This window comes from uncultured Aquabacterium sp. (assembly GCF_913773725.1).
GTDB lineage: Bacteria > Pseudomonadota > Gammaproteobacteria > Burkholderiales > Burkholderiaceae_C > Aquabacterium.
Window position 1 is genome coordinate 1 of record NZ_CAJYGK010000112.1, and the last position, 24,613, is coordinate 24,613.

The following is a 24,613-nucleotide window of genomic DNA, read 5'->3' on the forward strand; positions in this document are numbered from 1 at the left end:
GCAGCCGGGCGATGACATGGCCATCGCCGCCGTTGTTGCCGGGCCCGCAGACCACCAGCACGGGCCGCGGAGACCAGCGGGCTCGGATGGCCTCGGCCACCGCGCGGCCGGCTGCTTCCATCAACACCACGCCCGGCGTGCCCTGGCCCATGGCCCAGCGGTCGCATTGCGCCATCTCGGCGCAGGTCAGCAAACTCAGGGTACGGGCTGATGAAGGCAGGACGTCAGGCATGAGGAGGTTCAAGGCTGACCGACCACCACCTCGCTGAACTGCAGCACCGGCTTGAGATCGGTGTAGTTGGGAATGTCGGCCAGGATCTCGCCCGCGTGCGGGCCGAAAGCCTTCTGGAACGAATCGACCGACTCGGCATAGATGTGGCACATGCCGACATAGGCGGGTGGCTCACCCGGCGCGCCGCCGGCAAGGCCTTTGTCCACGGTGTAGAACAGGCAGGCATCGCCCAGGCGCGCCTTCACCAGCGGCATGTGCTTGTCGCGATAGTAATCGTGATCGAAACGCGCACCGGGTTGGTGGGGGTACATCACACTGATCTTGATCATGCAGTCTCCTCGATGTTGTGGCGCCACGCGCCGCCGGCGCAGAGCTGGCCGGCATGGTCAACATATCCTGAGGAACCCACGATAGGAAGGTGGGTGCGACCCGCATTGCGGTGTGCCAAGGTGGCACAGTGCCGGGTCGTCCGGTGCGGAGGACTGGCGGGTGCGGTGAGATTCGAACTCACGGAACGCGCAAACGTTCGCCGGTTTTCAAGACCGGTGCCTTAAACCGCTCGGCCACACACCCTGGAAAGCTCGCATTGTAGGCGCTCAGGCCCCACCCGGTTTCAAAGCCTGCGGACAAGGCATCTGAATCACCTCGCGCGTGGCGCCATCGACACGCACGGCCGTGAGCTCCCCGCCCCAGACACAGCCGGTGTCAAGCGACAGCAGGTCATCGCGGTTGATGAGGCCGAGCGTGGACCAGTGCCCGAAGGCGACAGGCACGCCGGCCGTGCGGCGCCCCGGCACTTCGAACCATGGCATGAAGCCCTCTGGCGCACCGCCCGCCCCTTCCTTGGTCGCAAACTCCATGGCGCCGTCTGCCGAGCAGAACCGCAGCCGCGTCAGGGCGTTGACGACGCAGCGCATCCGCTCGGCGCCCTGCAAGGCGTCGTCCCAGCGCGCCGGCTCGTTGCCATACATCTGGTGCAGGAAATCGCCCAGGTCGGCACTGCGCAGCACCCCCTCCACCTCTGCTGCCAGCGCCAGCGTCTGGGCCGCATCCCACTGAGGCAGAACGCCCGCGTGGACCATCAGCCAACCGTGGGCCTGCACCGCCAGGCGCTGCTGCCGCACCCAATCCAGCCAGCCCTCCCGATCCGGAGCCTCTAGCACCGGTGCGATCGTGTCGCTGCGGTGGGCCTTGCGCACCCCATGGGCCACCGCCAGCATGTGCAGGTCATGGTTGCCCAGCAGGCAGGTGACCGATGCGCCCAGCGCACGCAGCCTGCGCAGGGTACCCAACGAGTCCGGCCCGCGGTTCACCAGGTCGCCCAACACATAAAGGTGGTCGCGCGAAGGGGAGAAGTCGAGCTCGGCCAGCAGCCGCTCAAAGGGCGCACAGCAGCCCTGGATGTCGCCAACAAGGTAGATCATGGGAGGGATTCTGCTACGCTTGGCCCGTTTCAACCGACGGCCCGGCCATGCCCGGCGCCCTTTATGGACCTTGCGCTGCTGATCTTTCTGATCCTTCTCAACGGTGTGTTTGCCATGTCCGAAATGGCACTGGCGGCCAGCCGAAAGGCCCGCCTGCAGGTGATGGCCGAGACCGGCGACGCCGGTGCCCAGGCCGCCATGTCGCTGCATGACAACCCCACCCAGTTCCTCTCGACGGTTCAGATCGGCATCACGTCCATCGGCGTCCTCAACGGGATCGTGGGTGAAGCGGTGTTTTCGCCCCCGCTGGCCGAGTGGCTGCGGGCGCACTTCCCGCTGTCAGCCGACGCCTCTGCCATCATGGCCACCGGCCTCGTGGTGGTCATCATCACGTTCGCGTCGATCATCTTCGGCGAGCTGGTGCCCAAACGGGTCGGGCAGCTCTACCCGGAAGCCGTGGCAAGGGTGGTCGCCAAGCCGATGATGTGGCTGTCCTCGCTCGCCAGGCCTTTCGTGCGCCTGCTGGCAGCCGCCACCGAGGCCGTGCTCAAGCTCCTGGGCATCCGCGACAGCGGCAATCGCAGCGTGACCGAAGAAGAGATCGCAGCACAGCTGGAAGAAGGGCTGGATGCAGGCGTCATCGAGGCGCACGAGCACCAGATGGTGCGCAACGTGTTCCGCCTGGATGAGCGCCAGATCGGCTCGATGATGATCCCGCGCAGCGACATTGCGTTCCTGAACGTCGAAGCGACGATGGCGGACAACCTCGCCACCATCGCCGAGCACGGATTCTCCCGTTACCCGGTTTGCCGGGGCGGGCTGGACGACGTGGTGGGGGTGGTGACGGCACAGCAGTTGCTGCATCAGTTGACTCAGCAGCAGCAAGCCCGACTCGACGAAGGGCTGCAGCCAGCGGTCTTCGTGCCGGAAACGCTGTCCGGCATGGAGTTGCTGGAGCACTTCCGGGCATCCGACACCCAGATGGTCTTTGTGGTCGACGAGTACGGCGAGGTACAGGGCGTGATCACCCTGCGCGACGTGCTCGAGGCCATCACGGGCGAGTTCACGCCGGCGGAAGCCGATGACGCGTGGGCCATTCAGCGAGAAGACGGTTCCTGGCTGATCGACGGACTGATTCCCGTTCCCGAACTCAAGGACAGACTGGGGTTGAAGTCTCTGCCCGACGAGGACCGCGGGCGCTACAACACCCTGGCGGGCATGGTGATGCTGCTGCTGGGCCGCCTGCCTCACACCACCGATTCAGTCGAGTGGCTCAACTGGCGGTTCGAAGTGGTCGACATGGACGGCAAGCGCATCGACAAGGTGCTCGCCACCCGACTGCCCGACGACGAGACCTGATCGCAGCCAGGCCGGCCGATCAGCCGATGCGGCGATCGGTCTGGTCGTCGAACAGGTGGGCCTCGGCCGCATCCCAGCGCAGACCGACCTGCTGACCGACCGCCAGGTTGGCGCGCGGGCCGGCCACACGCGAGACCAGCGCGCCGATCGGCGTGTCCAGGAACACGTAGGTCTCCGGCCCGGTGGGCTCCAGCATGGTCACCGACCCCTGCAGGGGCGCGCCCTCCGTGGCCGCGATAGAGAGGCTCTCGGGGCGCAGGCCATAGGTCACCTCGCTGCCACCCTGATGCTGGGCCAGGGCCGCAACCTGCCCCTCGCTCAGTGGCAGGCTCACCCCGTGAGCGACCAGACCACCGGTGCCCACAGGGCGGTGCGCCTTGACCATGTTCATGGCCGGCGAGCCGATGAACTCGGCCACGAACTTGGTGGCCGGACGCGAGTAGATGTCGTCCGGGCTGCCGAACTGCTGCAGCACACCGTCCTTCATCACCGCAATGCGGTCGCCCAGCGTCATGGCCTCGACCTGGTCGTGCGTGACGTAGACGGTGGTGGTGCGGGTGCGCTGGTGCAGCAGCTTGATCTCGGCGCGCATCTCGACGCGCAGCTTGGCGTCGAGGTTGGACAGCGGCTCGTCGAACAGGAAGAGCTTGGGGTTGCGGGCCAGCGCCCGGCCCATCGCCACGCGCTGATGCTGACCGCCTGACAGCTGGCCCGGCTTGCGCTTGAGCAGGTGCTCGATCTGCAGCATCTTGGCTACGCGGGCCACCGCGGCCTCGCGTTCGGCCTTGGGCACCTTGCGCATCTCCAGGCCGAAGGCGATGTTCTCGGCCACGTTCATACTCGGGTACAGCGCATAGCTCTGGAACACCATGGCGATGTCGCGGTCCTTCGGCGGGGCGAAGGTCACGTCCTGGTCGCCGATCAGGATGTTGCCGGAGGTGGGCGTGTCCAGCCCGGCGATCATGCTCAGCAGCGTGGATTTGCCGCAGCCCGACGGGCCGACCAGGATGAGGAATTCGCCGGCCTCGATCTCGATGTCGATGCCCTTGAGGATCTCGTGGCCACCGTAGGCCTTGCGAACGTTGCGGATGGAAAGAGCGCCCATGGGCTTGTCCTTCTTGTGTGAATTCGAGCGGATGAGGGGATCGGGCCGGATCAGCCCTTGACGGCGCCAGCGGTCAGGCCGCGCACGAAGTACTTGCCGGCGACGGCGTAGACGAACAGCGTGGGCAGTGCGGCAATCAGCGCGGCCGCCATGTCGACGTTGTATTCCTTGACCGTGCTGGAGGTGTTGGCCAGGTTGTTCAGGCCCACGGTAATGGGCTTGGACTCGGCACCGGAGAACACCACGCCGTAGAGGAAGTCGTTCCAGATCGCGGTGAACTGCCAGATCAGCACGACGACCACGATGGGCGTCGACAGCGGCAACACGATCCGAAAGAAGATGCGCCAGAAGCCGGCACCATCGAGCATCGCGGCCTTGATCAGTTCATCGGGCAGCCCGACGTAGTAGTTGCGGAAGAACAGCGTGGTCGACGCCAGGCCGGCGATCACGTGCACGATGACCAGGCCCCACACCGAGCTGGACAGGCCCAACCAGCCCAGCACCTGCGACATGGGCAGCAACACCACCTGCATCGGCATGAAGACGCCAAACAGCATCAGCGCGAACATGACTTCGCTGCCGCGGAAGCGCCACTTGCTGAAGATGTAGCCGTTGATGGCGCCCAGCACGGTCGAGATCAGCACCGCGGGCACCACCATCACGACCGAGTTCCAGAAGTAAGGCTTGAGGCCGCCGCAATCGGTGCCGGTGCAGGCGGTGGACCAGGCCTTGAGCCACGCGTCGAGGTTGATGGAGCCGGGCAGCGACAGCAGGTTGCCGTTGCGGATCTCGTCCATGTCCTTGAGCGACGTGACGAGCATGACGTACATCGGTGCCAGGAAGACCAGCGCGAACAGGCCCAGCAGCGTGTAGATGGCGAATCGATGGAATCGGTTCATGGTGAGCACTCCTGCGGGCAATCAGCGGCGGGCCCGCAGTTCGGAATACAGATAAGGCACGACGATCGCGGCCACGGTGGCCAGCATCACGGTGGCTGAAGCCGCCCCCAGGCCGATCTGGCCGCGGGTGAAGGACATCGCGTACATGAAGGTGGCGGGCACGTCGGACGCATAGCCCGGGCCGCCGGCGGTCAGCGCCATCACCAGGTCGAAGCTCTTGATCGCCAGGTGGGCCAGCACCATCAGCGTCGAGAAGAAGACGGGGCGCAGGCTGGGCACGATGATGCGCCAGTAGATGCGCGGCAGCGAAGCACCATCGACCTGGGCCGCCTTGATGATGCTGTCGTCGATGCCCCGCAGACCGGCCAGGAACAGCGCCATCACGAAGCCGGCGCTCTGCCACACCCCGGCGATGACCACGCAGTAGATGGCGTAGTCGGGGTCGACCAGCCAACCAAAGGTGAAGTTCTCGAAGCCCCATTGCTGCATGAGGTTCTCGATGCCCAGACCCGGGTTCAGGATCCACTTCCAAGCCGTGCCGGTGACGATGAACGAGATCGCCATGGGGTAGAGGTAGACGGTGCGCAGAAAGCCTTCGGCGCGGATCTTCTGATCGAGCAGGATGGCCAGGAACAGCCCGATGGCCATGCCGAATCCGATGAACAGCGCGCTGAACACCCACAGGTTCTTGAGCGCCACCATCCAGCGCTCGCTCTCGAACAGCAGTTCGTACTGCGCCAGCCCCACGAACTCGTAGTTGGGCAGCAGGCGCGAGGCCGACACCGAGAGGTAGCCGTTCCAGATCATCAGACCGTAGATGAACAGCATCGCGACAAGAAAGGACGGCGCCAGCACCAGCTTGGGGAGCCAGTGTGTGCGCGGCTTGTGGATCGTGGGGGTGGCGGGTCGGGTCATGTCAGCGACATCCCTTCAGAAAGAACAGGCAAAAGAAAGGGCCGCCCATGCGCGAACAGCATCGGCATGGGGGCAAGGGGCCAGGGCCGCTCGTGACGGCCCTGCCCTTCGCATCGCGTGATGCGGCTTGCTCGGTTTACTTGGTGCGTGCGGCGGCGGCGATCTTGTCCATGGCCTGGGCCACGGTCATCTTGTCGCTGTTCCAGAAGTTGGACACCGCGTCCTTGATCGCGCCTTCGGCCGCCGACGAAACGGCCATACCGTGGGCAATCGAGGGCACCAGCGTGTTGGTCTTGGCCGTGTCGACGAAGTCCTTCGAGGACTGCTTGGCACAGTCGTCGAACTTGCTCATATCCTGACCCAGGCACACCGGGATCGACCCCTTGTTCAGGTTGAAGACCTCCTGGAACTCGGGCGACATGATGGCGGCAGCCAGGTCCTTCTGGGCCTTCACGTTGGCCTCGTTCTTCAACTTGAACAGCGCGAACGAGTCGATGTTGAAGGTGAAGGCCTTGGCAGTGCCGGGGGCGGCCGTGCAGATGAAGTCGACGCCCGGCTTCTTGCCAGCCGAGATGAACTCGCCCTTGGCCCAGTCGCCCATCAGCTGCATGCCGGCCTCACCACGGATCACCATGGCCGTGGCCAGGTTCCAGTCACGGCCCGGCGCGTTCTTGTCGGTGTAGCTCTTCACGCGCTTGAACGTGGTGAGCACCTTGGTCATGGTCTCGCTCTTGAGGGTGGCCTGGTCCAGCTGCACCAGCGCCTTCTTGTAGAACTCGGTGCCCCCGACGCCCAGCGCCACGCTTTCGAAGGTGGTGAAGTCCTGCCAGTTCTGGCCACCGTGGGCCACGGGGATGATGCCGGCGGCCTTGAGCTTTTCAGCCGCAGCAAAGAACTCGTCCCAGTTGGTCGGCACCTTGGCACCGGCCTTCTTGAAGGCTTCCGGGTTGGCCCACAGCCAGTTCACGCGGTGCACGTTGACCGGCACGGCCACGTACTTGCCCTTGTACTTCATGATGTTGCCCACGACGGGGGGCAGCAGCTTGTCCCACTGATTGGTGGCGGCCACGTCCGACATGTCGGCCAGCACACCTTCCTGCGCCCACTCCTGCAGGGACGGTCCCTTGATCTGGGCCGCCGCCGGTGCGTTGCCCGACACGACGCGCGACTTCAGCACCGTCATGGCGGAGTCCCCGCCGCCGCCCGCCACGGCGAAGTCCTTCCAGCTGTGGCCTTTGGCCTGCAGCGTGGCCTGCAGCGCCTTGGCGGCCTTGGCTTCACCGCCCGAGGTCCACCAGTGCAGCACTTCGACCTCACCCGCCTGCGCGGCCAGAGCGGTCACCATCGAGGCGGCGACCACGGCACCCGCGCGCAGCGCGAACATCATCTTCTTCGACATGGGCTGTCTCCTTCTCGTCAACGAGGGATGTGTGTGTTGGGAATCAACGGGCCGGCACAGCAGAGCATGCCTCACAGACCGTTAATGAATTATTAATAAATTAACGATACTTGAATCCCGGGGTCTTCCCTAGGTCCGGGCCCATCTGCCCCGCCATCAGCGCAAAGGCAATGTCACCCTGACCCGCAGCCCGTGGGGGTCGATGTTGGAGAGTGTGACCTGTCCGCCGTGTTGCTGCACGATCTCCCGCACGATGGGCAGGCCAAGGCCACACCCTGTGCCGTCGTTCGAGCCGCGCACGAACCGCTCGAACACGCGGTCGTGGTCCGCCTCCGGAATGCCGGGTCCGTTGTCATCCACTTCGATGACGGCCACGTCTCCCTGCCGGCGGGTGCGCACCGTCACCACGCTGCCGCGCCCTGCATAGCGCATCGCGTTGTCGATGACATTGACCAGGGCTTCCCGCAACAACAGCGGATTGCCGATGACGACCAGTTCGGCTTCTGCCTCCCCCTCGCGCTCGTCGGCGCCCGCTTCATCGCACCCCAGGTCCACGCCCATCTGCAGCGCACGCGGCACCATTTCGGCCGTCAACTCCCGGGCCAGCGGGCCCAGGTGGACCGGCACCTGTCCCTGTCGCATGGCCGACTCGGGCTCGGCCCGGGCCAGGGTCAGCAACTGGTTGACCAGGTGGGCGCTCCGGATGGCGCTGGCGCGCACCCGTTCAAGGCGCGCACGCAACTGCGGGTCTTGCGCGGCCTCCAGCGCCAGTTCGGCCTGCGACTTCACGCCAGCCAACGGCGTACGCAGCTGATGGGCTGCGTCGCTGATGAAGCGCTTCTGCGTTTCCACGTTCCGGCGCACTGCCGCGAGCAGGCTGTTGAGCGCCACCACCAGGGCGTGCACCTCGGCGGGCGCCTCCGACATGCGGATCGGGTGCAGGTCGTTGGGCTGGCGGTCCTCGACCAGGCGTCGCAACCGCGACAAGGGAGACAGGCCGGCGCGGATCCCCAGCCACACGATCAGCGTCATCAGCACGATCAGGCCGGACAGCGGCAAGGCCGTGTCGATCAGGATGCGCCGTGCAAGCGCCTCCCGGCTGGCGCGGCTCTTGGCCACCTGGACCAGCAGGCGTTCACGCCCCTCCTCCCCGAAGGGCAGCAACAAGGCGGCCACTCGGACCCGGGTGTCGGCCACAGCGGCATCGTAGAAGAAAGGCTTGTCGTTCTCGAGCACGACGGGCGGCGGCGGCGGCAACGTCCGGTTGCCCAGAATGAACTGCCCCGGAGGCGAGCTGACCATGTAGTACACGGTGTCGTCCGGGTCTGTCTCGATGATGTCGCGGGCGGCGCGCGGGAAGTCGATCAGCATGCCATTGCCGATCGGCTTGACCTGGCGGGCCAGCGCACGCGAAGTCTGAAACAGGCTCCGGTCCACCATCTGGTTGGCGTAGTTCGAGGCCACGCTGTAGGTCACGAACGCCCCCACCAGCCACAGAATCAGCTGTGGCAGCACGATCCACCACAGCAGCTGCCGGCTCAGTGAGCCGCTGACGCGAACAGCCTCCGGCCCACGCCCCTGCTCGGATCCGGTGGCGGCCTGTTCCAGCACGGGATGGTCCCGGTCAGCCCTGCGACTCAAGCAGGTAGCCGAGTCCCCGTACGGTGCGGATCGAGAGCCCGGACGGTTCGAGCTTGCGACGCAGCCGGTGGATGTAGACCTCGATCGAGCTGGGCCCGCCCTGGTTGCGATCCAGGTCCCAGGCCTTGGCGATCTCGTCCTTGGTGACGACCTTGTCGCGCTGGGTCAGCAGCAGGTCGAGCAACTCCCACTCGCGGGGAGACAGCTCGATCGCCTCGCCGTCGATGGTGGCCCGCCGCGCCTCACGGTCGAAGCTCAACGCACCGAAAGAAACGGACGCGCTGGCCTGGGGCTTGAAGCGACGCAACAAGGCCCGGACGCGCGCCTCGAGCTCCGGGAAATCGAAAGGCTTGGTCAGGTAGTCGTCCGCGCCGGCATTGAGCCCCTCCACGCGGTGTTCCAGCCCGTCCAGGGCTGTCAGGATGAGGATGGGCAGTGCTGGCTTCACCTCACGCACCGACCGAAGCACGCTCAGGCCGTCCAACCCCGGCAGGCCGAGGTCGAGCACCGCCAGGTCGAAAGGCTGCTCGGTCAGCGATGCCAGTGCGGTCGGGCCATCGGGGGCCACCTCGGTCTTGAAACCGGCGTTGCAGAGTTGGGCGGCCAGGGCATCGGCCAGGATGTCGTCGTCTTCGGCAAGCAGGACACGCATCCCTCAAGCATACGAGAGTTTCAATCGACGGCCGCGCGAGCAAACCAGTATCGGTATGCGGTCTCACGCCAGCAACGGCCCACGGAGTCACCGGACTGCCAGAGCCACGCCCCACACGAAGGGGTGGCTTGCACATGGATGCCGCGTGCCTGCAGACGCGCCATCACCGAGGGCGACGGATGTCCGTGCGGATTGCGGGCGCCGACCTGGATCACCGCCTGGCTGGGCGAGACCGCATCGAGGAACGGTGCACTCGTCGAGCCCGCGCTGCCATGGTGCGCCACCACCAGAACATGGCTGCGCAACGGCGTCTGAGCGGCTCCCGGCATGGACGAACGGGCCAGCAACTGAGCCTCCTCCTGAACACCGATGTCGCCCGTGAGCAGCACAGCGCCTTCCGGAATGCTGCCCGCGCGGGGCGTGGACACCTTCAACACGCATGACCAGCCATTGCCCTCCGCACGTCGGCGGCGAGGCTCATCGACAGCCCGAGGGACACCGGGATGCAGCACAGCGAAATCCACGCCATCCCAGCGCCATGACTGGCCCGCGACGCAGGGCTTGGCCGTCGGTCGCTGCCCTCTCGTCCCTTCAGCGCTCAGCAGGGCGTGCCCGGGCGGCAGGCTATGCAACATCGAAGTGACCGGCATCGCGCTCAGGATCGTCTGAGCCCCACCGGCATGGTCGCCGTCCTCATGGCTGAGCATCAGCGTGTCCAATCGGGTTACGCCGAGGGTGCGCAGCACCGGCACCACCACGCGCTCGCCGGCATTGGCCGAAGGTCCCCAGGCGGGGCCGGTGTCGAACAGCAAGGCGTGGCCGGCTGTTCGAACCAGCACGGCGCTGCCCTGCCCGACGTCCATGGCGATCACCTGGAACTGCCCCTGGGTCGGTGGGGGCACCAGCCGCCATGATGGCGGCAGCCACACCAGCGGCAGACACAAAGGCAGCAGCAGAACCCGTGTCCGTCCACTCAGCGGCAGCATGGCCACCAGCGCCCCGAGCACCGCGAGCACCCCCACCCAGACGGGCAAGGCCGGAGACGACCAGACCGCCATCGGCCAACCGGCCAGTGTGGTGAGCCACGCCCGCATCAGCTCGACAAGCACAGCCCCCCATACCCAGAAGCCCGGCCACGCCATGCCCGCCAGCGCAAGCGGCGTGATGAGCAAGGTGAAGACCGGAATGGCCAGCAGGTTGGCCAACAGCCCGACCAGAGACAGCTGCTGGAAGCACACCAGCGTGACGGGGGCGAGCGCCAGCGTCACCAGCCACTGCAGGCGGATCAGCTCACGCGCCTGACGAGCCACACCCGGCAAGAGCCCCCACAGCCCGTTGCCCCGGTCAGGCCGTGCCCCGACGCGCCCTGATGCGACCCCCGTCAAGCGCTGCACACGACCGTCGTGCATGAGTACCGCCACGGCCATGAAAGAAAGCCAGAAGCCCGGCTGCTGCCACGCCCATGGCTCGATGGCCAGCACGCCGGCGGCCGCCCACAGGCACACCAGAGCCCAGGGCCAGCGGCGCGCTCGGCTGCGCAGCGCCGCCGCGATGCACAACATCCACACCGTGCGCTGCGCCGGCAGGCCCCACCCCGCCAGCACGGCGTAGCACGCGGCGCCCACAACGCCGACCCAACGGGCCACCTCGGGCGCAGCGGCCCAGTGGGTCAGCCCCGCGAAGCGGCCCCAGCACCGTCGCACCCACCATGCCATCAGCACCCCGCACAGCACCACGTGCGTCCCGCTGATGGCGACCACGTGGGCCACGCCCGTATCGCGGAACACCGCCCAGTCGCTGCGCTCGATGGCCGACTGATCGCCGATGGCCAGCCCTGCCAGCACTCCGGCGTTCCCGGCATGAGGAACCGCCCGGACGATGCCCTCGCGCACCGCCAGCCGAAGCCGGTTCACCCAGCCATCATCCAGACCGGATGCCTCATGAATGCGCTCGGGCGTACGGCCCTCGGGGCGCACGGACAGCACCGCTCGCATGTTGCGGGCAAAGCTGCCGAGCAAGGGATCCCCTCCCCCCGGATTCGACAAGGCATCGGGTGCACGAAGACGGGCGGAGACCCGCCAGACATCGCCAGGCACGAGCCGGTCCATGCCGGCATGGGCGGGCACCAGCACCTGCACGCCCTTCACAGGCACGGCCTTGGCATCGGCGTGTCCGGACGGGCATGCACAATCACCCACGCCCAGCAGTTGCCCCTCCACGCGCATGCCCCACGCGGATGGTGTCGGCAGACCATCCACCTGCACGCACACGGCAAGGTCCCGTCCCAGCCACTCGGCCGGCACAACGTCGGCCAGGCGAGCGGCCGCGCGCCACCCCGTAGCGGCCCAGGCCAAGCCCAGGACGGCGAGCCCGACCACCGCCCAACCCGACACCGCCATCCGCCGGCTCGACAGCCACCGCCCGCGCGTCCACCCTGAAAGGGCAAGGACCGCGAGCGCGGCGACCAGCGCCAGCGCGTGCGTTCCGACCTCGGGCACCGTGACCTGCTGAAGCTGCAGCGCCGTGCCAGCCACCCAGGCCACAGGCAGCCCCCAGACCAGAACCATGCCGGGCTGCGGGGAATGAGAGGAAGGATCGGCGCGCACCGAACGAGCTTGCCGCGGCCAACTGGCGGCGGCCACCCCACTGAGGGGGCCCCGATCGGGTGACTTGACGGACATCGGGATAACAGGGATTGCGTCGGGCAGAGCCCTCGCAGGAGGCGGCTCATGTACCATCCCCGCGATCGTTCTGTCCCTGCACCGACATCCACCATGACCATCGCACAACGCCTCGAAACCCTCGGCATCGTCCTCCCTCCCGTCGCCGTGCCCGCCGCCGCCTACGTGCCTTTCGTGCGCAGCGGCAATCTGGTCTACCTCTCTGGCCACATTGCCAAGAAAGATGGCCAGGTCTGGGTAGGACAGCTGGGCAGGAACATGACCACGGAAGAAGGCAAGGCCGCGGCCCGCGCGGTCGCCATCGACCTGATGGGCACGCTGCAGGTGGCCGCGGGTGGGCTCGACAAGGTGGTGCGCATCGTCAAGGCCACCAGCCTGGTCAACAGCACGCCCGACTTCACCGAGCACCACCTCGTGACGAATGGCTTCTCCGAGCTCATCGGCGAGGTGTTCGGCGATGCAGGCAAGCACGCCCGCAGCGCCTTCGGTGTGGCGCAGATCCCGCTGGGCGCCTGCGTCGAGATCGAGCTCATCGCCGAAGTGGCCTGATCGATGAACACCCACGTGACCAGCGTGCCGGTGCGCGCTCTGCTGGCGCTGCTGGGGATGGCCTGCGCCCTGTCTGTGGCCTTCGCCCTCTACGCCCAGCACCAATGGGGCATGGAGCCCTGCCCCTGGTGCATCCTTCAGCGCATCCTCTTCATCGTGGTGGCGGTGGTCGCCCTCGCCGCTGCAGCCCTGCCGGCCGGGTGGGGGCGCCGCCTGGTCAGCCTGCTTGGCGTGCCGCTCGCCGTCGGTGGCATGGCCGCAGCGCTGTGGCAGCACTACGTTGCAGCCCGCTCCACCTCGTGCGCCCTGACCTTTGCCGACAAGGTGATCTCGGGCCTGGGCCTGGACACCCGCTGGCCCGAGGCGTTCGAGGTTCGCGCCTCCTGCGCCGATGCAGCGGTGAGCATCCTGGGCGTGCCTTTCGAGTTCTGGAGTCTGGCCCTGTTTGCCGTGGCCGGGCTCGTGCTGCTGACCGGTGCCATCGCCCGCTCGCGTCGTGCTTGACCAGATGGATGGGCTGCCCACGGCCCTGATCGACTTTCCCGCCCCCGATGGAGCGGGCCGCCTGCGCTGGCACTTCGAACGCCCGGTGCAGTGGCTGGTGGCGCACGATCCCGCGCAGGTCGCAGGGTTGCTGGATGCTGCCCACGCACGGGCCCGCGACGGCGCCTGGTGTGTCGGGTGGGTGGCCTACGAGGCCGCCCCCGGACTGAACCCGCATCTTCCGGTCAAGGCCTTGCCGCCCGGGCAGCCCTACGCCGTGTGGGCGGTATTCGACCAAGCCCATGAATGGGACAGTGAGGGCGACGGACTTGCAGCCCCGGACGCAACCTGGCGGGCCGAGGACTGGCTCAGCGAGTTCGACCACCCCACGATGGAAGCCCGAGTAGAGGCCATCCGGGAACTGATACGGGACGGCGAGGTGTATCAGATCAACCTCACCAGCCGGCTGCGCACGGCGTTCGAAGGGGAGCCCGCGGCGATGTGGTCGTACTTTCACGCCTTGCGCCGCAGCCAGCCCGCGGGCTACACGGCGCTGCTGGACGCGCGTGCCGTCAGCCGCTCGCCTGGCGCGGTGCTCAGCGTCTCGCCCGAGCTCTTTTTCGACTGGGACGGCAGGACCCTGACGGCCAGCCCGATGAAGGGGACCGCGGCCCGACACCCGGATGCGGCGGCCGACAACGAGGCTGCGGTCACGCTGCGCACCAGCGACAAGGAACGCGCTGAGAACCTCATGATCGTGGACCTGCTGCGCAACGACCTGTCGCGCGTGGCCGAGGTCGGCAGCGTGCGCGTGCCGTCGTTGTTCGATGTGCATGCCCTGCCCACGGTCTGGCAGATGACATCGACGGTCACCGCCCGAAGCCAGGCAGGCCTGACGCTCAGCCAGGCGTTCGCGGCCCTGTTCCCCTGCGGCTCGGTGACCGGCGCACCCAAGCGTCAGGCCATGCACCACATCGCGCGGCTCGAGCGCAGCGCACGGGGCGTCTACTGCGGCGCTGTCGGACTGATGCAGCCAGGCGGTCGCGTCACCTTCAATGTGCCGATCCGCACGGTGTGTCTGCACACGCCCCCCCCGCCCGCGCCCTGGCGGGCCGAATGCGGCATTGGCAGCGGCATCACGCTGGACTCGACCGGCCCAGCCGAAGCACGCGAGTGGCATGCCAAGCAGGCGTTTCTCCACCGGGCCGCACGCCCGTTCCAGCTCATCGAATCCATCCGGCTCGAGGGCGGGCACCTCCACCGCCGGGAGCGCCACTTGGCGCGGCTCGCCGGCAGCCTTCGGCACTTCGGCTGGCTGCCTCTGGCGGACGACAGAAGGACCCGCCTCGAGCAGGCCCTGGATGCGCTGGCGGCCGATCACCCGACCGGTATCCACAAAGTGCGCCTGCTGTGGGCCGCGGAGGGTTCCTTCACACTCGAGGCCGCGCCGCTGAACGGACCGGGAACCGGGGCCGCTGAGGACGACGCGGTGAAGGTGGCGCTGGCAGCCACACCCATGCCCTTGGCGGACGACTTCATTCGTCACAAGACCACCCGCCGGGATGCCTATGCGGCCTTCCGCGCACCGCCCGGTTGTTTCGACACCCTGCTGCACAACGAGGTCGGCGAGCTGACCGAGTTCACCATCGGCAACGTCGCCCTCCTGATCGACGGCACCTGGTACACCCCCCCGTTGAGCTGCGGCCTGCTGCCCGGCGTGATGCGCGCCGAAGCCCTCGCCGCGGGGCGCCTGCACGAGCGGGTCCTCCGCACCGACGACCTGCACCGAGCCAGCGGCGTCGCCCTGCTCAACAGCGTGCGAGGCTGGGTTGCGGTCGACCTGCCCCATCTCCAGGCACAGGCCCGCGCCACCCAACTCGACGGAATTTGATCCCTTCAACAGGGATTGGTGCAGCCCCCCTTCTGTACAGCGGCAGCGTGCCTGCGCACAATAATTACCGATTGGTCGCGATTGAACCAATCGGTAATCAAACCATTTCTGACAGGAGCTTCTCCATGCGACACGCTCTCCGCTCTCTCACGGCAGCCTTGGGTCTTGCCTCGGCACTGGTCACTGTCGGCATCACGCCCGCCCATGCCTCGCCCCCCTTGCTGAAGGGCTATCTGCAGTGCCGGCATGCGGCTCTGGTGGAGTTTCCGGGAACCATCGTGGACGCTGCCGTGGCAACACCGGAACTGAGCACCCTGGTCAACCTTGTTCAGGCGGCCAACCTGATCGGACCGCTCAGCGGCAAGGGACCTTTGACGGTGTTCGCTCCGACCAACGACGCCTTCGCCAAGGTGCCGGCTCCCCTGCTCGGGCTCATTGGCAGCGACGTCAGCCTCCTGACGAGTGTGCTGACCTACCACGTCACGGCGGGCAACGCCGACCCGCGCCGCAGCCTGTTGCCCAGCCAGGCGACGACATTGCAAGGGCAGAGCGTGTTCCTCGTCTACGACGCGAACGGCGCCTCGGTCAACCAGTCTGTTGCCAGTTGCAGGGGCGTGAAGACCAGCAACGGCACGGTGTGGCTGATCGACAGCGTGCTCCTGCCACAGTTCCGCTGACGGGCGGGCAGCGCCAAGGGTGACCGCGCCCGCCGTGCGACAGGCTCGGTCATCCCTGGCAGACTTCAGGTCCTCGAACAGAAGGACCTTCCCATGCGACTGCTCCACACCATGCTGCGCGTCGGCGACCTGCAACGGTCGATCGACTTCTACACCCAGGCCCTGGGCATGACCCTGCTGCGTACCACCGACCGCCCTGAACAGCAGTACACGCTCGCTTTCCTGGGCTATGGCCGCAACCCCGAGCATGCCGAGATCGAGCTGACCTACAACTACGGCGTCGACCGGTATGAACTCGGCACCGCGTACGGACACATTGCCATCGGGGTGGACAACGCCGCCGCCGTCTGCGATGCGGTCCGGGCACGCACGGCCACACTGGGTGGCGCGGTCACCCGTGAGGCTGGCCCCATCAAGGGAGGCACCACCGTCATTGCCTTCATCACAGATCCGGACGGCTACAAGGTGGAGCTGATCGAGCGGCCCGACGCGGCCTCCGAGCTCAACAACTGAGCCAGAGCGTCATCACGACAGGCGGAAGCTCTCCACTGCCGCCGCCAGCGCCTCGGCCTGGCGCTTGAGTGCCATCGAGGCTGCCGCCGTCTCTTCGACCAGCGCCGCGTTTTCCTGCGTCACTCGGTCGAGCTCCTGCACCGCCTGCCCCACCTGCGCCACCCCCGCACTCTGCTCGCGGGCCGCCGTCGCGATGTCGGACAGCAGGCCATTCATACGCTGGGCGTGTGTCACGATGTCGGTCATCGTGCCACCTGCGCTTTCCACCACGGCGGCACCGGTGGTCACCTTCTCCACGCTGTCGTGGATGAGCTTCTTGATTTCCTGCGCTGCCGTGGCACTGCGGCGCGCCAGGGCGCCCACCTCGCCAGCCACGACCGCGAACCCGCGCCCCTGCTCGCCGGCACGTGCGGCCTCGACCGCCGCATTCAGCGCCAGGATGTTCGTCTGAAAAGCGATGCCATCGATGACGCCGATGATGTCCGCAATCCGGGAAGACGAGCGATGGATCTCCGCCATGGTGTCCACGACCTGCCCGATCTCGGCCCCGCCGCGCGTCGCCACCTCGGCATTGCCGGACGCCATCTCCGCTGCGGTCATCGCGTGAGCAGCGGTCTGCTGGACGGTGGACGCCATCTGCTCCATCGAGGCCGCCGACTCCTCCAGGTTCGCCGCAGTCCGCTCCGTTCGAACCGACAGGTCACTGGAGCCCGAGGCGATCTCGGCACTCGACTGCACGATGACCTGAGCCGCCGCGCGCACATCGCTGACCAGGGCGCGCAGCGACCGCTGCATGTCGGCCATGGTGTTCATCAAGCTGGCCGCTTCGTCGCGCCCCCAGGGCCGCGGTGACGTTGTGAGGTCGCCGGACGTCATGGCCACGAGGTGGTAACGCACCTCTTCCATGCCACCGCGGGTCACGCGATAGAAGGCGTAGAGCAGGTAGCCCGCACCGAGGACGCAGCACGTCGTGATGACACTCACCAGCCAGACGAGACGCCAGTCGTGCTGTTCGCGGTCGGCCAGCAGCTCGTCCAGCACCGGCAGGCCGGCCTGCGCCAGGGCGAACCCGGCTTGCACGGCAGCGTCGCCTGCAGAGGTGATGCGCTGCACATCCCGGATCGGGGGGCGACCTTCCACATGGTCTGCCGCCAGCGACACGAGCCCCTCCACCGCCGCTCGCAAAGCCGTGGCAGACAGCGCCCTGCCGGCCTCTCCCGCCTTCTTCAGCGAGGTGTCGATCTGAGCCAACCGCATGAGCAGCTTCTGCGCCTCGCGATCCATCTCCACCACCGTGGTCCTCTGCACCACGCCGGCCCGGGCCACGCCGACCAGCTGGTCTCGCAGACGACCCGCCGTCAGGGCGAGGTCGGGTGCCGCGATCAGCACGGTGTCCATCATGTAGTAGCTGGCAATTTCAGGGTCGAGTGCCAGATTGGAGTTGTCGACCACCGCGTCGAGCAGGCCCGCCTGGCCACGCAAAGCCGCCTGGAAGGCGTCCACCGCCCCTGGCGCCTTGCCTGCTGCTGCGCTGCGAGCACGCGCCAAACCGTCCAGCACTGGCTGAAGCTGATCATGCACCTTCAGCACCGCGCCGTGGTCGCGATGCTGTGCCTCGAGATCAAGCTGGGCCGCGCGGGATGCCTGTTGGGCGGCCTCATCCATGCCCTGCGCCAGTTCGCCCTGGGCGGCCGCGTTGGCCAGTTGCCGCTCCCGGGTCGTCGCCTCCAGCATACCCAGCAGCGAACGCGCATAGGACACGCCGGCCCGCTCGGCCTGCACAAAGCGCAGACCTTGCTGCTCGACGTACAGGAAAAACACGCCCAGCACCCCGATGGGTACCAGAAAGGCGCCCGAGATGATCAGGGCCTTCGCCCGGAATCCCAGTTGACGAAAGAGCCGGATACCGGGCGCCCAGATCCCGTGGTACTGGAAGAATCCCCGCACACCGGGCGCGCGGGGCACCCTGCCGCCCCCCCTTTTGTCCGCTGGCTGCTCGACGGACGGAATGTCTTGGGGCCAACCGGGGGCCTGCTCGGGGACTGCGCTGCTCATCTCGACCTCTGGAAAAGGAAGCGGCAGGACTCTCCCCGTGAGGCGGCTGCCGCATGACATCAGTGAAGGAATGCACAGATTCCATCACCGCGTCCGATTTTTCCAATGCTTGAAAAGCGGCCGCTTTTCCGCGGAGTAACGTGCACCCGGATGGGGCACGACAAGGGGCGTTCAGCCCGTTCGCAGCTTGCGCGACGTCGCCTCGTCAGGGTCGGTGGGCAGCGATCTTCGGCGTGTCGACCTTCACGTCGCCACATTGCGCACGGTGGCGCAAGGCGTGGTCGATCAGCACGAGTGCCAGCATGGCCTCGGCGATCGGGGTGGCGCGGATGCCCACGCAGGGGTCATGCCGACCGAAGGTCTCCACTGTGGCGGGTTGCCCGCTCAGGTCGATCGACTGGCGCGGGCTGCGGATCGAGCTGGTCGGCTTGATCGCGATCGCCACCCGCAGATCCTGCCCTGTCGAAATACCAGCCAGCACGCCGCCGGCATGGTTGGAGCCGAAGCCGTCCGGATGCAACTCATCACCGTGTACGGTGCCGCGCTGGCGCACGCTCTCGAAGCCGGCCCCGATCTCCACGCCCTTGACCGCATTGATCCCCATCATGGCGTAGGCAATATCGGCATCGAGCTTGTCGAACAGCGGCTCACCCAACCCCACGGGGACACCCGATGCCTCCACGACCAACCTGGCACCGCAGGAGTCGCCGGCCTTGCGCAACTCATCCATGTACGTCTCGAGTTGCTCGATCTGGCTGGCGTTCGGCGCAAAGAACGGGTTGTCGGGCACGTGTTCCCAGCCCTCGAACGCGATCGGCAGCTCGCCCAGTTGGGTCATGCAGGCGCGGATCTCGGTGCCGAACTGCTCACGCAGCCACTTCTTGGCCACGGCACCGGCGGCAACCATCGGCGCCGTCAGACGTGCCGAGGAGCGGCCACCGCCGCGGGGATCGCGCAGGCCGTACTTGTGCCAGTACGTGTAGTCGGCGTGCCCGGGGCGGAAGGTCTGGAGGATGTTGCCGTAGTCCTTGCTGCGCTGATCGGTGTTGCGGATCAACAAGGCAATCGGCGTGCCGGTCGTGCGGCCTTCATAGACCCCGCTGAGGATCTCCACGGCGTCCGGTTCGTTACGCTGCGTCACGTGGCGCGACGTGCCGGGACGGCGCCGATCCAGATCCGGCTGGATGTCGGCTTCGCTCAGGGCCAGCCCCGGCGGGCAACCGTCGATGACGCACCCGATGGCCGGGCCGTGCGACTCGCCGAAATTCGTGACCGTGAACAAGAGACCGAAGGTGCTGCCAGCCATTGCGCCAACCAGAACAGAAGAAGCAGAAGCGGCTATTGTCGCCGATCAGGCAGGCCCTTCGGTGGGGCGCAGGACTCAGAGCAGCGCCGGGCGCTCCGCCTGGGCATTCTCTTCGACCGGCCAGTCGCGGATGTAGGCCTTGAGCATGCGGTTCTCGAAGTCCTGGCCGTCCACCACCGCCTTGGCCACGTCGTAGAACGAGATCACGCCCATCAGGGTCTTCTGCGTCATCACCGGCATGTAGCGGGCGTGCCGATTCAGCATCATGCGGCGCACTTCGTCGATTTCGGTATCGGGGGTGCAGGTCAGAGGGTGGTCGTCCATCACAGAGCGCACGAGCAACGTGCCGAATGCGCCGCCATTGCGCACCGTGCCCTGAATGACCTCCCGGAAAGTCAGCATGCCCACCAGGTCACCATGCTCCATCACGACCAGCGAACCGATGTCGTGCTCAGCCATCGTCCCGGCCGCTTCCGCAAGGGGCTGATCCGGCTGCACCGTGTACAGGGTGCTGCCCTTGACGCGCAGGATGTCGCTGACTTTCATGAGGGCCTCTCCTCGAACAGATTGAACAATCGGGGACACCCCCCGTGCGTTGAATATAGCCGCTTGACCAAGCACAGCCAAGGGGATTTCACGGTAGCGCCACGGTCACTCACACCGCCAGTGCGTCGGCCAGCGTGAGCTCATCGAACCGCGCGGCCGCCCAGAACCCGAGCGTGAAGCCGTCCGGTCGCAGCAGCAGCGGCCCGAGCAGCGGTGCCAGCGGCGTCGACCGGGGGTCGCACAACAGCACATGGCGCCCCCCGGCATCGCCATCGTCGGCCAGCCGCCCCACCCAATCGAGCTGCATCAACACGTCGAGCACCGGCTCGATCTGCAGCGGGTCCGTCCGCAGGGCCGTGGCCAGCTCGGTTGAAGTCAGGCCGCGCACCGCTTCTCGCTGAACGGCATGGAGCCCTTGCAGCACAGCCAGCGCCAGGGCAAAGCGATGCCCCGGCGTGTCGGGCCACCGCTTGGCCTGCGACAGCAGGGCCGGGGTGTACGCCGCCACCACCGCTCCCATCAGCACGATCAGCCAGCTCAGATAGATCCAGATCAGGAAGATCGGGAACGCTGCGAACGCGCCGTAGATGGTGGCGTACACCGGCACGCTGGACAGGTAAAGAGCCAGCGCCTTCTGACCGAGTTCGAGTCCGATCGAGGCAAACAGGGCCCCACCCCATGCGTGGGGCCAGGGCACATGGGTGTTCGGCACGAACCGGTACAAAGCGGCGAACCCGAAGGTCTGCAATACGAATACGACTGCGCCAAGCAGCAGGCTGACGCCGCCCGGCAAATCGGGCAGCAGCCCGCGCGATGCGGAGAGCACATAGGATGTGACGGACAGGCTGGCACCGACCAACAAGGGCCCGAGCGTCAGTGCTGCCCAGTACACCAGAACACGGTGCGCGATCGGCCTGGCCCGCCGCACGCGCCAGATGCCATTGAGGGTGTGGTCGATCGTGAGCATCAGGGCCATGGCGGTCAGCCCCAGTGCGATCAGGCCCATGCCCCCCAGCTGGCTCGCTTTCGTCGCAAACTTGCCCAGTGACAGCAGCACGGGCTTGGCGATCATGTCGGGCACCATCCCCGCCAGCACCTGTTGCTCCAGCACCTTGCGAAAGCGCGCAAACACCGGAAAGGCGCTGAACAAGGCCAGCATCACGGTGAACAGCGGCACCAGGGCGATGGTCGTCGTGAACGTGAGGCTGCCGGCGGTGAGCCCCAGGCGGTCCTCGCGGAACCGGTGACGCAAGGTCTCGTAGGTCTGGCGCCAGGGCCAGTGGCGCAGGGCTTCGGCAAAACGGCGCCAATGCGCCATGCCCTCCGTGCATGCGGTTCGCAAAGCGTTCATCTGGCTATGATGCCAGCCTCACGCGCCCCGCCCCAATCCGCCCTGAAAGAAGTCCCCGTGTCCACCCCTGATCCATCCGACCGCACCGACACCGTGATCGGCCATCATCCGCCCGAGCGTCAGCGGCAGATCGAGACCCTGCGATGGGTGAACCTGCTGGCCCTGCTCGGCCTCATCGTGCTCGGCGTGGCGTGGGAGGTCTGGCTGGCCCCATTGCCCGGAGGCAGTGGCGGCGCGCTGGCGCTCAAGGTGCTGCCTCTGACGCTGGCCCTCTCCGGCGTGCTGAGGCACCGCCTGTACACCTGCCGTTGGCTGTCGCTGCTGGTGTGGCTGTACTTCACCGAAGGCGTCGTCCGCGCCGCGGGCGACACGGGTCTGTCTCGGCAACTGGCCTTCATCGAAGTGGCGCTCAGTGTGGTGCTGTTTGTGGGGTGCGCGGTCTATGTGCGCCTGCGCCTGCGCGTTCTCCCCCCCAAGCTCAAAGGTGGCGGCAAGGCCGGAGCGGGGCACGCATGAGCCCCGGATCCCCGTCCGATCCCCTTGTCGCGGCCTTGCGCGTGGCACTGGGTGATGTGGCCGTCATCGTGCCGGGGTCATCGACGGACGACCTCTCGCGGTACCTGGTGGACTGGCGCGGACGCTATCGAGGACGGGCGCGCGCCATCATCCGACCCGGCACCGCAGACGAGGTTGCGGCCGCTGTCCGCCTGTGTGCCGAGCACGGGATCAGCATCGTTCCCCAAGGAGGCAACACCGGGCTGGTGGGGGGCGGGATCCCCGATGACAGCGGTCAGCAGGTCCTGCTGCATCTTGGGCGCCTCGACCGGGTCCTGTGCATGGATGCCGACAACCTCTCCATGACCGTGGAAGCCGGTTGCACCCTTGCACAGGTTCAGGCTGCCGCCTCGGAGGCGGGGCTGCTGTTTCCTTTGAGCCTGGCGTCGGAAGGCACCTGCACCATCGGCGGCAACCTCGCTACCAACGCGGGCGGCACCCAGGTCCTCCGCTATGGCACAGCCCGCGAGTTGTGCCTGGGTCTGCAGGTGGTCACCGCGCAAGGCAAGATCGTCGACACGCTCCGCAGCCTGCGCAAGGACAACACCGGCTATGCCCTGCGCGACCTCTACATCGGCAGCGAGGGCACGCTCGGCATCATCACGGCGGCGGCCCTGCGCCTGCACCCACAGCCACGCGGTCTGTGCACCGCACTCGTCGCCTGCGCCACACTCGAATCGGCCGTGACCCTGCTTGCAGCCATGCGGGCCACGCTGGACGCCGGGCTCACGGCGTTCGAAGTCATGGGGGCACTGCCATTGACCCTCGTGCGACGGCACCTTCCTGAGGCGGCCCGTATCGCTCATGCCTTGAGCCAGTACGACGACGCCTGGCTGGTGCTTATCGAAGCCACAAGCGCCAGCTCGGAAGCGGATGCCACACAGGGCCTGGAACGCGCCCTGGCCTTGGCGCTCGACGAAGGCCTGGTGACCCAGGCAGTGATCGCACAGAGCAGCGCCCAACGCCAGGCCATGTGGGCGCTCCGAGAAGCCATCCCGCTGGCCGAGAAGACCGAAGGCCTGATGGTCAAGCACGACATCGGCATGCCCACCTCGGTCGTCCCCGACTTCGTGACGACCACGAGGCAGGCGATCGCCGCGCGCTGGCCGGACGCGCGCGTGGTGTGTTTCGGTCACCTGGGGGACGGCAACCTGCACTACAACGTGCAGCCACCGCCCGAGTCGGCCGGTGGCGCGGCCCTGCTGGCATTCGAGAGCGAGGTCAACACCCTGGTCTTCGATGCGGTGCAGGCCCGCCGCGGCACGCTGTCTGCCGAACACGGGATCGGCGCGCTGCGCCAGGCGGAACTGGCCCGCAGGACGCCTGCTGCCGCCCTCGAAGTGATGCACGCCATCAAGCAGGCACTGGACCCCGAAGGCACCTTGAACCCGGGGCGCGTGCTGTCTCGCCAAGCGCCATCAGGTTGACGCGCCCCATCGTGGGCTGATCGGATCAGAGGGGGACACAGGCCTTAAACGCCCCCCGACGAGCATGTGTGCAAGGAGGTACCTCACCTCTCTTGAAACAGGAGTCACACATGATCAAGCCCCTCGCAGCGGCCGCCCTGGCAGCTGCCGTGCAGCTCGCCGCCCCCAGCGCGCATGCCACCGCCCCGGTCTACCAGGGCCACTACACCCTGGACAGCACGGTGGCCGGTTCGGTTGCCGCCGAAAGCGGTCCCTACGGCACCCCGGACAACTGGAGCCTGTGGACCTTCGACGCGCCGTTCATGGCCGTGGTCACCCTCACCATCACGCCGTCCTCGCCCGACCTGGACCTCTACGCCGCCGTGTTCTATGGCACCGAGTCCTCGCTGGCCCATTACACCGACATGGTGGGAGCGACGGCATCGCCACGCCGGGCGCCCATGACGGCATGGCCGTGGTCGCCGCCGACGCCAACCGCATCGTGCTGGTGCGCAACCACGAGCAGAGCAGCATGACGGCCGGCTCCTACCTGGGCGCCAAGGGCACCTACGATCCCAAGTGCAACGGCGGCACGAGCACCCTCGTGTTTTCGCCGTCGCAGAAGAAGTGGCTCTCGAGCTGGGCCAGCCTGTCGGGTCTGGTGCGCCCCTGCGCCGGCGGCCCCACGCCGTGGAACACCTGGCTGTCGTGTGAAGAGACCTCGAACGGCGTCCACAACGGCGCGACCTACCAGCACGGCTACGTGTTCGAAGTGCCGGCCGCCGGCATCGCGAACCCGGTGCCGCTGAAGGACATGGGCTGCTTCAGCCACGAGGCTGCCGCCGTCGACCCGGTCACCGGCATCGTCTACGAGACCGAGGACAGCACGCCCAGCGGCCTGTACCGCTTCATCCCCAACGTCCGCGGTCAACTGGCCAAGGGCGGACGCCTGCAGATGATGCGCCTGAAGACGG

24 protein-coding genes and 1 tRNA gene are annotated in these 24,613 nt (G+C 67.2%); 10 read left to right on the forward strand and 15 right to left on the reverse strand.

Annotation, left to right across the window (positions count from 1 at the left end; all coding sequences use genetic code 11):
• The 4 genes from QZ709_RS13180 to QZ709_RS13195 all read right to left on the reverse strand — a co-directional run.
• On the reverse strand, positions 1-232 hold a 232-nt coding region (locus tag QZ709_RS13180; RefSeq protein WP_294637734.1), incomplete at its 3' end, for an NAD(P)H-hydrate epimerase.
• 8 nt (positions 233-240) lie between these two features.
• Positions 241-561 (reverse strand): EthD family reductase, encoded by a 321-nt coding sequence (locus tag QZ709_RS13185; RefSeq protein WP_294637736.1) that lies wholly within the window; start codon positions 559-561, stop codon positions 241-243.
• Between the two features lie 154 nt (positions 562-715).
• Positions 716-805: transfer RNA gene (locus QZ709_RS13190), tRNA-Ser, on the reverse strand.
• 23 nt (positions 806-828) lie between these two features.
• Positions 829-1,656: a symmetrical bis(5'-nucleosyl)-tetraphosphatase gene (locus QZ709_RS13195; RefSeq protein WP_294637737.1), complete on the reverse strand. Its 828-nt coding sequence runs from the start codon at positions 1,654-1,656 to the stop codon at positions 829-831.
• A gap of 63 nt (positions 1,657-1,719) precedes the next feature.
• Between QZ709_RS13195 and QZ709_RS13200 the strand changes: the two genes are divergently transcribed.
• Complete coding sequence (locus QZ709_RS13200) at positions 1,720-3,015, forward strand: hemolysin family protein (protein WP_294637738.1); 1,296 nt, start codon at positions 1,720-1,722, stop codon at positions 3,013-3,015.
• Positions 3,016-3,034: 19 nt separating this feature from the next.
• Here the strand turns inward: QZ709_RS13200 and QZ709_RS13205 are convergent, their stop codons facing one another.
• The 7 genes from QZ709_RS13205 to QZ709_RS13235 all read right to left on the reverse strand — a co-directional run bounded on the left by QZ709_RS13205 (position 3,035) and on the right by QZ709_RS13235 (position 12,193).
• Complete coding sequence (locus tag QZ709_RS13205; RefSeq protein ID WP_294637739.1) at positions 3,035-4,120, reverse strand: ABC transporter ATP-binding protein; 1,086 nt, start codon at positions 4,118-4,120, stop codon at positions 3,035-3,037.
• Between the two features lie 50 nt (positions 4,121-4,170).
• Positions 4,171-5,019: a carbohydrate ABC transporter permease gene (locus QZ709_RS13210; protein ID WP_294637740.1), complete on the reverse strand. Its 849-nt coding sequence runs from the start codon at positions 5,017-5,019 to the stop codon at positions 4,171-4,173.
• A 21-nt stretch (positions 5,020-5,040) separates the two neighbouring features.
• Positions 5,041-5,934 (reverse strand): carbohydrate ABC transporter permease, encoded by an 894-nt coding sequence (locus QZ709_RS13215; RefSeq protein ID WP_294637741.1) that lies wholly within the window; start codon positions 5,932-5,934, stop codon positions 5,041-5,043.
• A 136-nt stretch (positions 5,935-6,070) separates the two neighbouring features.
• On the reverse strand, positions 6,071-7,318 hold the full coding sequence (locus tag QZ709_RS13220; RefSeq protein WP_294637767.1) for an ABC transporter substrate-binding protein: 1,248 nt from the start codon (positions 7,316-7,318) through the stop codon (positions 6,071-6,073).
• A gap of 171 nt (positions 7,319-7,489) precedes the next feature.
• Entirely contained in the window at positions 7,490-8,974 is a 1,485-nt protein-coding gene (locus tag QZ709_RS13225) for a sensor histidine kinase (protein ID WP_294637742.1), read from the reverse strand.
• The gene (locus QZ709_RS13230) at positions 8,958-9,626 is read right to left on the reverse strand and encodes a response regulator transcription factor (protein ID WP_294637744.1); all 669 of its coding nucleotides are present in this window, start codon (positions 9,624-9,626) and stop codon (positions 8,958-8,960) included. Before QZ709_RS13230 ends, QZ709_RS13225 begins: the two co-directional genes overlap by 17 nt.
• A 20-nt stretch (positions 9,627-9,646) precedes the next feature.
• Positions 9,647-12,193: a DNA internalization-related competence protein ComEC/Rec2 gene (locus tag QZ709_RS13235; RefSeq protein WP_294637746.1), complete on the reverse strand. Its 2,547-nt coding sequence runs from the start codon at positions 12,191-12,193 to the stop codon at positions 9,647-9,649.
• A gap of 207 nt (positions 12,194-12,400) precedes the next feature.
• Here QZ709_RS13235 and QZ709_RS13240 point away from each other — a divergent pair, with 207 nt between their 5' ends.
• The 5 genes from QZ709_RS13240 (at position 12,401) to gloA (ending at position 16,420) form a co-directional block, all read left to right on the forward strand.
• Positions 12,401-12,856, forward strand: coding sequence for a RidA family protein (locus QZ709_RS13240; RefSeq protein ID WP_294637747.1), 456 nt, complete (start codon positions 12,401-12,403; stop codon positions 12,854-12,856).
• Between the two features lie 3 nt (positions 12,857-12,859).
• Positions 12,860-13,360 carry a disulfide bond formation protein B gene (locus QZ709_RS13245; protein WP_294637749.1) on the forward strand — a complete coding sequence of 167 codons (501 nt, stop codon included), beginning with the start codon at positions 12,860-12,862 and terminating at the stop codon, positions 13,358-13,360.
• Complete coding sequence (locus QZ709_RS13250; protein ID WP_366937176.1) at positions 13,353-15,230, forward strand: bifunctional anthranilate synthase component I family protein/class IV aminotransferase; 1,878 nt, start codon at positions 13,353-13,355, stop codon at positions 15,228-15,230. Before QZ709_RS13245 ends, QZ709_RS13250 begins: the two co-directional genes overlap by 8 nt.
• Positions 15,231-15,355: 125 nt before the next feature.
• Positions 15,356-15,907: a fasciclin domain-containing protein gene (locus QZ709_RS13255; RefSeq protein ID WP_294637751.1), complete on the forward strand. Its 552-nt coding sequence runs from the start codon at positions 15,356-15,358 to the stop codon at positions 15,905-15,907.
• A 93-nt stretch (positions 15,908-16,000) separates the two neighbouring features.
• Entirely contained in the window at positions 16,001-16,420 is a 420-nt protein-coding gene (gloA, locus tag QZ709_RS13260; RefSeq protein WP_294637753.1) for a lactoylglutathione lyase, read from the forward strand.
• Between the two features lie 12 nt (positions 16,421-16,432).
• Here the strand turns inward: gloA and QZ709_RS13265 are convergent, their stop codons facing one another.
• The 4 genes from QZ709_RS13265 to QZ709_RS13280 all read right to left on the reverse strand — a co-directional run bounded on the left by QZ709_RS13265 (position 16,433) and on the right by QZ709_RS13280 (position 21,678).
• A complete protein-coding gene (locus QZ709_RS13265) occupies positions 16,433-18,475 on the reverse strand; it encodes a methyl-accepting chemotaxis protein (protein ID WP_294637754.1) in 2,043 nt (680 codons plus the stop codon).
• Between the two features lie 205 nt (positions 18,476-18,680).
• Positions 18,681-19,781, reverse strand: coding sequence for a chorismate synthase (aroC, locus tag QZ709_RS13270; RefSeq protein ID WP_294637757.1), 1,101 nt, complete (start codon positions 19,779-19,781; stop codon positions 18,681-18,683).
• Between the two features lie 75 nt (positions 19,782-19,856).
• Positions 19,857-20,327 carry a CBS domain-containing protein gene (locus QZ709_RS13275; RefSeq protein ID WP_294637759.1) on the reverse strand — a complete coding sequence of 157 codons (471 nt, stop codon included), beginning with the start codon at positions 20,325-20,327 and terminating at the stop codon, positions 19,857-19,859.
• Between the two features lie 109 nt (positions 20,328-20,436).
• Positions 20,437-21,678 carry a YihY family inner membrane protein gene (locus QZ709_RS13280; RefSeq protein WP_294637760.1) on the reverse strand — a complete coding sequence of 414 codons (1,242 nt, stop codon included), beginning with the start codon at positions 21,676-21,678 and terminating at the stop codon, positions 20,437-20,439.
• A 129-nt stretch (positions 21,679-21,807) separates the two neighbouring features.
• Between QZ709_RS13280 and QZ709_RS13285 the strand changes: the two genes are divergently transcribed.
• From QZ709_RS13285 to QZ709_RS13300, 4 genes are all read left to right on the forward strand, one after another.
• A complete protein-coding gene (locus QZ709_RS13285) occupies positions 21,808-22,194 on the forward strand; it encodes a DUF2069 domain-containing protein (protein WP_294637770.1) in 387 nt (128 codons plus the stop codon).
• Positions 22,191-23,660 carry an FAD-binding oxidoreductase gene (locus QZ709_RS13290; protein WP_294637762.1) on the forward strand — a complete coding sequence of 490 codons (1,470 nt, stop codon included), beginning with the start codon at positions 22,191-22,193 and terminating at the stop codon, positions 23,658-23,660. The genes QZ709_RS13285 and QZ709_RS13290 overlap by 4 nt, the downstream gene beginning before the upstream one ends.
• Before the next feature lie 110 nt (positions 23,661-23,770).
• Positions 23,771-24,175, forward strand: coding sequence for a hypothetical protein (locus tag QZ709_RS13295; RefSeq protein ID WP_294637764.1), 405 nt, complete (start codon positions 23,771-23,773; stop codon positions 24,173-24,175).
• Positions 24,109-24,613, forward strand: a 505-nt coding sequence (locus tag QZ709_RS13300) for an alkaline phosphatase PhoX (protein ID WP_294637765.1), incomplete at its 3' end; no start/stop codon positions are given. The genes QZ709_RS13295 and QZ709_RS13300, both read left to right, overlap by 67 nt.

Excerpts from the sequence above, each read along its gene's own strand:
- aroC (WP_294637757.1), bottom strand. The coding sequence starts at position 19,781 with ATGGCTGGCAGCACCTTCGGTCTCTTGTTCACGGTCACGAATTTCGGC.
- QZ709_RS13215 (WP_294637741.1), bottom strand. The coding sequence starts at position 5,934 with ATGACCCGACCCGCCACCCCCACGATCCACAAGCCGCGCACACACTGG.
- QZ709_RS13265 (WP_294637754.1), bottom strand. The coding sequence starts at position 18,475 with ATGAGCAGCGCAGTCCCCGAGCAGGCCCCCGGTTGGCCCCAAGACATT.
- QZ709_RS13280 (WP_294637760.1), bottom strand. The coding sequence starts at position 21,678 with ATGAACGCTTTGCGAACCGCATGCACGGAGGGCATGGCGCATTGGCGC.
- QZ709_RS13240 (WP_294637747.1), top strand. The coding sequence starts at position 12,401 with ATGACCATCGCACAACGCCTCGAAACCCTCGGCATCGTCCTCCCTCCC.
- QZ709_RS13185 (WP_294637736.1), bottom strand. The coding sequence starts at position 561 with ATGATCAAGATCAGTGTGATGTACCCCCACCAACCCGGTGCGCGTTTC.
- QZ709_RS13275 (WP_294637759.1), bottom strand. The coding sequence starts at position 20,327 with ATGAAAGTCAGCGACATCCTGCGCGTCAAGGGCAGCACCCTGTACACG.
- QZ709_RS13210 (WP_294637740.1), bottom strand. The coding sequence starts at position 5,019 with ATGAACCGATTCCATCGATTCGCCATCTACACGCTGCTGGGCCTGTTC.
- QZ709_RS13220 (WP_294637767.1), bottom strand. The coding sequence starts at position 7,318 with ATGTTCGCGCTGCGCGCGGGTGCCGTGGTCGCCGCCTCGATGGTGACC.
- QZ709_RS13235 (WP_294637746.1), bottom strand. The coding sequence starts at position 12,193 with ATGGTTCTGGTCTGGGGGCTGCCTGTGGCCTGGGTGGCTGGCACGGCG.
- QZ709_RS13205 (WP_294637739.1), bottom strand. The coding sequence starts at position 4,120 with ATGGGCGCTCTTTCCATCCGCAACGTTCGCAAGGCCTACGGTGGCCAC.
- QZ709_RS13230 (WP_294637744.1), bottom strand. The coding sequence starts at position 9,626 with ATGCGTGTCCTGCTTGCCGAAGACGACGACATCCTGGCCGATGCCCTG.
- QZ709_RS13255 (WP_294637751.1), top strand. The coding sequence starts at position 15,356 with ATGCGACACGCTCTCCGCTCTCTCACGGCAGCCTTGGGTCTTGCCTCG.
- QZ709_RS13195 (WP_294637737.1), bottom strand. The coding sequence starts at position 1,656 with ATGATCTACCTTGTTGGCGACATCCAGGGCTGCTGTGCGCCCTTTGAG.
- QZ709_RS13245 (WP_294637749.1), top strand. The coding sequence starts at position 12,860 with ATGAACACCCACGTGACCAGCGTGCCGGTGCGCGCTCTGCTGGCGCTG.
- gloA (WP_294637753.1), top strand. The coding sequence starts at position 16,001 with ATGCGACTGCTCCACACCATGCTGCGCGTCGGCGACCTGCAACGGTCG.
- QZ709_RS13200 (WP_294637738.1), top strand. The coding sequence starts at position 1,720 with ATGGACCTTGCGCTGCTGATCTTTCTGATCCTTCTCAACGGTGTGTTT.
- QZ709_RS13290 (WP_294637762.1), top strand. The coding sequence starts at position 22,191 with ATGAGCCCCGGATCCCCGTCCGATCCCCTTGTCGCGGCCTTGCGCGTG.
- QZ709_RS13295 (WP_294637764.1), top strand. The coding sequence starts at position 23,771 with ATGATCAAGCCCCTCGCAGCGGCCGCCCTGGCAGCTGCCGTGCAGCTC.